Annotated in this window: 6 protein-coding genes; 2 read left to right on the top strand and 4 right to left on the bottom strand. The window is 58.3% G+C overall.

Translation table 11 applies throughout. The features are described 5' to 3' along the window. A partial coding sequence (locus ACYVDE_RS13920) for a hypothetical protein (protein WP_460502148.1) occupies positions 1–259 on the bottom strand: 259 nt, incomplete at its 3' end. Positions 260–289: 30 nt separating this feature from the next. Beyond that, positions 290–1,264, bottom strand: coding sequence for an ADP-ribosylglycohydrolase family protein (locus ACYVDE_RS13925; protein ID WP_460502149.1), 975 nt, complete (start codon positions 1,262–1,264; stop codon positions 290–292). A gap of 93 nt (positions 1,265–1,357) precedes the next feature. Between ACYVDE_RS13925 and ACYVDE_RS13930 the strand changes: the two genes are divergently transcribed. Next, positions 1,358–2,341: a hypothetical protein gene (locus ACYVDE_RS13930; protein WP_460502150.1), complete on the top strand. Its 984-nt coding sequence runs from the start codon at positions 1,358–1,360 to the stop codon at positions 2,339–2,341. 7 nt (positions 2,342–2,348) lie between these two features. Here the strand turns inward: ACYVDE_RS13930 and ACYVDE_RS13935 are convergent, their stop codons facing one another. Both ACYVDE_RS13935 and ACYVDE_RS13940 read right to left on the bottom strand, forming a co-directional pair. After that, positions 2,349–3,425: a DNA polymerase beta superfamily protein gene (locus tag ACYVDE_RS13935; protein WP_460502151.1), complete on the bottom strand. Its 1,077-nt coding sequence runs from the start codon at positions 3,423–3,425 to the stop codon at positions 2,349–2,351. A gap of 114 nt (positions 3,426–3,539) precedes the next feature. Next, positions 3,540–4,310, bottom strand: a complete 771-nt coding sequence (locus ACYVDE_RS13940) for a nucleotidyltransferase domain-containing protein (protein WP_460502152.1) — start codon at positions 4,308–4,310, stop codon at positions 3,540–3,542. Between the two features lie 102 nt (positions 4,311–4,412). On the opposite strand from ACYVDE_RS13940, the gene ACYVDE_RS13945 reads away from it, so the two are divergent. Next, the gene (locus ACYVDE_RS13945; protein WP_460502153.1) at positions 4,413–5,012 is read left to right on the top strand and encodes a TMEM175 family protein; all 600 of its coding nucleotides are present in this window, start codon (positions 4,413–4,415) and stop codon (positions 5,010–5,012) included. Positions 5,013–5,256 lie beyond the last annotated feature (244 nt).

The following is a 5,256-nucleotide window of genomic DNA, read 5'->3' on the forward strand; positions in this document are numbered from 1 at the left end:
TGGGCAAGCGGCGGTAGCGCACGCTTTCGGCGGGCAGGCCCAGGTGGGCGGCGCGGGCCCGCAGTAGGTCTTCGTAGGGTTCGAGCTTTTCGTGGGCCTCGGTGAGGTCGTAGAAGTCGCGGATGCCGGCGGCCAGTAGCAGGTCGAGGCGGTGGGCAGCCTGGTCGGGCTGTTTGTCGCCGGGGTACTCGGAGGCGAGCAGCAGCGGGGTGGCCCAATACGAGTTGGGCAGCGGGCGGGGGGTGGGCGTCGTATTCATGCCAGAAGGTAAGAAAATTAACGCCACCTGCTACGCTGTCGCCAGCCGTTCGGCCAGATTTTCAATGTCGGCGCGGCGGGCCAGCACGGCCAGCCACTCGGCCGGAATGCCGGCTTCGCCGTAGGCCAGGCCCGCAAGGCCGCCGGCCACGGCGCCGGTGGTATCGGTGTCGTCGCCAAGGTTCACGGCGGCCAGCACAGTAGCGGCGTAAGTGTCGTGCCGCAACAGACACCACAGCGCTGCTTCGAGGGTGTGAGCTACATAGCCGGAGGACGAAATCACTGCCTCCTTTAGCTTGGGTAATTTGCCATTAAGCGTTGCCTGATAGTAGCTGGCTTGTTCAGCCGTTCGTTTGTGGCTTTGCGCTAACCACGGATTAGCAAGTTCGCACATGGCTGCACAGGCATCCGCAGGAGTTAAACCCGCCAGCAGCCCCCGCGCCACCAGCAGGTACAGGAAGCAGCCCAGCGTGGAGCGCGGGTGGCCGTGCGTGACGCTGGCTACATTTTCGGTGAGCGTCCAGGCGGCGTTCATATCGAGGTTTTCAGCGCGCCAAACATCGTGAAACGCCAAGGGCAGAATGCGCATGAGCGCGCCGTTGCCATTATCAAATTCGGAACTGGGACCGGCTTGGGTAGGCTCGATGCCACGTTGCAGCCGGTCGATGGCCGCGCGGGTGGCGTTGCCGACATCGAAAGTTTTGCCGTGCGCCGTCCAGTACGACTGGTAGAGCCAGTTGATGCTGCGCCGGGCGAAGTCGGCCAAATCGGGCGCGCCGTGGCGGCCGCCGGGACGCGCCAGCGTTTCAGCTAAGCAAAAAGTGAGCGAGGCGTCGTCGGACCAGGTGCCGGCGGGCTGGTGGTGAGTGCCATAAGCACGCATGTCGACAACAGGGTCTTTTTGGCGAGCGGCGCGGGGCGCAAACTCGACGGGCACGCCGAGGGCGTCGCCCACGGCCAGGCCCAGCAGGGCAGCACGGGTCTGAGACAGCAGAGAAGATTGCATGGGCGCAAGGTAGTAGATTTACCCCTGGTCCTACCGGCTATTTCACATTTCAATGCCGCCAGAGGCACTTATTCAACCTTCCTTCCGCTCAGCATGAAATCACTGATTACTTTCTTCCTTATTCTGCTTTGTCTTGGTAGCGCCGGGGCACAAACCATCAGCTACACCGTACCCAAAGCCTACCGAGCGGCTATTAGTAAAGACGACTACAAGAAAATTGTCGATTTGTCGGTTGCGGCCATTGGGCGGGAATATCCGGTGAAACAAGTAAAAGACGGTGTTATTGAGCTTCAGGGCCAGAATAAGGGCACGGTAAACCTTGATAATTTGCTTGCTAAATGTCTGGCCGTTGCCGATAAAAATCAGTTGCCTGGCCTCATACAGGACCACTTTACCAACTTATTTGCCTCCATTCGCAAGCAGGCAAATTTGAATGTACAGAATTTCGATACCGTTGCGAAATATCTCAGTGTACGTATTTATTCGCAGCAAACCGTGACGCAACGCGGCGGCATCGACAACTATGTGACTAAAGTCGACCTGGATGGCACTTACACGATGCTGATGCTCGACCTTCCCGGGGCCTTTACCCCCGTTCCCAAGCCGCTTTTCGCTTCATGGAATAAGTCGGCAGAAGATATTTTCCAAATTGCCCAGCACAACGTTAACAGGCAGCCCGTTCAAAAAATCACCAAGCAATTTGACGGCACTGGTGGCAGTATTGAAATCAGTTTTATCGGCAATGAGGACTACGCCGGCAGTTACGCCCTCGACCTGGCAAATAATTCGCCGGAACTCGTGGGCCAATGGGGTGCGGTAGTTGCCATTCCCAATAAAGGGCTGGTTAATATCTGTCGAATCACGCCGGAAAAACCGCTCGATTTTATGCAGTTTATTCAACGCACCAAAACCCTCATCGAAAAATCATACGCCGAGCATCCGCAACCGATTTCCAGCCGCTTTTTTTGGTATTACCAAAATCGTTTCACTCCTATCACCGTCACAACCGGTCCTCAGGGCGAGGCAATGGTTGTGGCTCCGGTAGGCCTTAGCGCGCTGTTGACGAGCAAGAATTAACTATTTGTCAATTCATTATCTGATAAAACATTCGACGCACCCGAATTAATAGCCGCTCGGCGGTTTCCTTATCGGGCGCATCGGGGAGCGCCGAAGTGACAAAAGCAGCTTCTACCCGCGCCACCAGCTGCTCGGCGTCGGCCACCAACTGCTCATACTCAAATTCACCACGCCGAATTTGCAGCAGGAATTCGCGGTTGGGACGGCGCACGTTCAACTCGCCGCATTTGGCAATCTCTTCGGCCATTTGCAGCAGGCGAAATACGTGCAGCATGTTTTTCGCATCGTAATTTTTGCCGTGCTGCACGGTATTTTCGTAGCGTTCCTTATTTCGCTTTTCCACCCAATCCCAATACTCGCGAAATACCCTGCAGTACGTGCTATAGCCGTTGCGATTGAAGGATAGGTAGGCCATGGGCTCCTCCCCTTTCGGCACGGCTGAGAGCAGCACGTCCTGCGAAGTTTCGGCATCGCGCACGAGGCCGCGGTAGCCAAGCGGGCGGCCGGGCGTGACGTCGATAAAAAGCGCGTATAAATCGTTAAGGTGCGGTACGTTGGCTAAGCCGCACTGCGCGGCTTCGTAGCCACGGCGGCCCAGCCAGTCGGTGGCCGGCTGCGCCCCCGCGCCGGCCGTCACGTAGCAGAAATCGAGAACCGATTTGCGGGCCGGGGGCTCGGGATGATTGATTTTCTTATTCAGCCCACGGGCTTTGCGAATTTGCGCCACGGCGTACTCGGCAAAACTTTGCCGGCAGAGCTTCGAGAGAAAATCATCGGCTTTGAACTGTTCGAATAAAGGATGTTTGTATACAACGCAGTCGGCCGGCGTGCCCAGTAATTCGAGTACGGTGGGGTTGTTTTTCAGAAGCAATTCCACGAAGCGACGCAGCTCATAAAACACCTCGTCGTTGGTTTCATTGGCGACTTGCGGCACATAGTCGAGGCCGAAAAACTGGTCTTCGGGCAGAATAAAAACGCCTTTCAGGTCGGTATCTGAATGCGGCAGATTGGTGCCGTAGGCGCGGCTGCCGCTGATGGCTTCGAAGAGAATCAGGTTCTGGCGGCGCAGGTCGTCAATGGTCATGCACGAAAGTAGCGCGGACTTTTAGTCCACGAGTTTGCTAATTCGCTAGAATCATCGAATACATCATCCAACAGATACTTGTACTCGCGGACTGAAAGTCCGCGCTACAGTTCGCTAGGCCGCAAAAGGCTCGGCCAGCAGCGCCCGAAACAATGCATCCAGCTCGCTGGCCACGCTACTCCCCCGCAGCACCGGCAAGGCATCGCGCGCGGCCTGTCCGGCAGCCAGCTCTTCCCGCAAAAATTCGCCTAACGCCACCGGGCGGGGCCCAGTTGTTTTCTCATCAGCGCTAGCTTTGGCGGCCAGCAGCGTGGCTACTTCAGCATTGAAGGCAGCGGGCAGCAACGTCCGCAGCGGGGCGAATTCCATGGGCGGCACGGTGTGGCGCTCGCGAATCCAGCGGGCGGCCAGGGCCGAGCGCAGGGCGTAGAACAGGCGTTTCAGCCGAACTTCTTCACCGGCCAAGTCCTCTTCCACGCCGCGGCGCAACTGGCCCAGGTAGTGGTGCAGGCCAGCTTTCAGGTTGAAGGCGGCGGGCAGCAGGGAGGCCAGCCGGGCCCGAAAATCCAGCGCCTCGCTGTAGACGATGGGCGACTGCAACCACTCAAACAGGGAGGCGTTGGAGCCGCGCAGCAGGCGCAGGGCCTTGCGCAGCTCCCAGCCAGCCAGGTCCAGTTCATCGTCGACGGGGAAGTTGAGCGTGTCGGGGCCTTCGTCGAGGGTTAGGTACCAGTCGGCGGGGTGGCAGTAGATGAAGCGCACGTCGTAGTCGGAATCGGGCGACGGAAAGCCCCAGGCGCGGCTGCCCGACTCGCACGCGTAGAGAATACGGATGCCGTGGGTGGCTTCTAGCTGGGCGAGGGCATTCTGGATGCGGGCGTACATAGCGCGTTCTGGGACAGGAAAGGCTACGAAAGTAGCGGATGCTGCCGCACAGCCCTACTTTAGCGCCACGCGCCTGCCCCCAACGGCACGCACCCACTATCCATGCACAAAGGACGACTCGAAGCTTTCAGCGATGGCGTGCTGGCCATCATCCTCACCATCATGGTGCTGGAAATCAAGGTGCCGCACGGGGCCGATTTTGCGGCGCTGCGCCCGCTGCTGCCCGTAGTGCTCAGCTACGTGCTGAGCTTCGTGTACATCGGCATCTACTGGAACAACCACCACATGATGCTGGCCGGCACTACCAAAGTATCGGGCGGCGTGCTGTGGGCCAACCTGCACTTGCTGTTCTGGCTGTCGCTGGTGCCCTTCGCCACGGGCTGGATGGGCGAAAACCACTTTGCCCCCGCCACGCTGGCCGTGTATGGCATCACGCTGCTCATGTCCGGCGTGGCCTACTGGATACTACAGAGCCGCATTATCGCCCTCGAAGGGCCCGACTCGACCTTGGCCCGCGCCATCGGACGCGACTTCAAGGGGCTGTCGTCGCCGCCGCTCTACGTGGCGGGCATCGCGGCCAGCTTCTGGCAGCCATGGGTGGCGGGCGCCATCTACGTGGCCGTGGCGCTGATGTGGCTCATCCCCGACCGGCGCATTGAGCGCACGCTGGTGGGTAAAGACGTAGGGAAATATATTGGGTAGCAGCAGCTAACCAACTCTTCACCGGGCAGAGTATTTTTCACGCTTACCACCTCTATCTTTCAGCCATGAAAAAACTACTTACAGGGCTTTTTATTCTTATTTCCCCCACTGCTTTTGGGCAGAGCGCAGAAAACCAATCCCTTATTGAGCTGGCAAAAAGCTATAAGAATTTGGCGGTGGTCTAAGTGAGGATGGTTCTGTGATTATGTCGGTCGATGCAAATTTTAATTCGGGCTGCGTGCAT

Source organism: Hymenobacter agri (assembly GCF_054778495.1).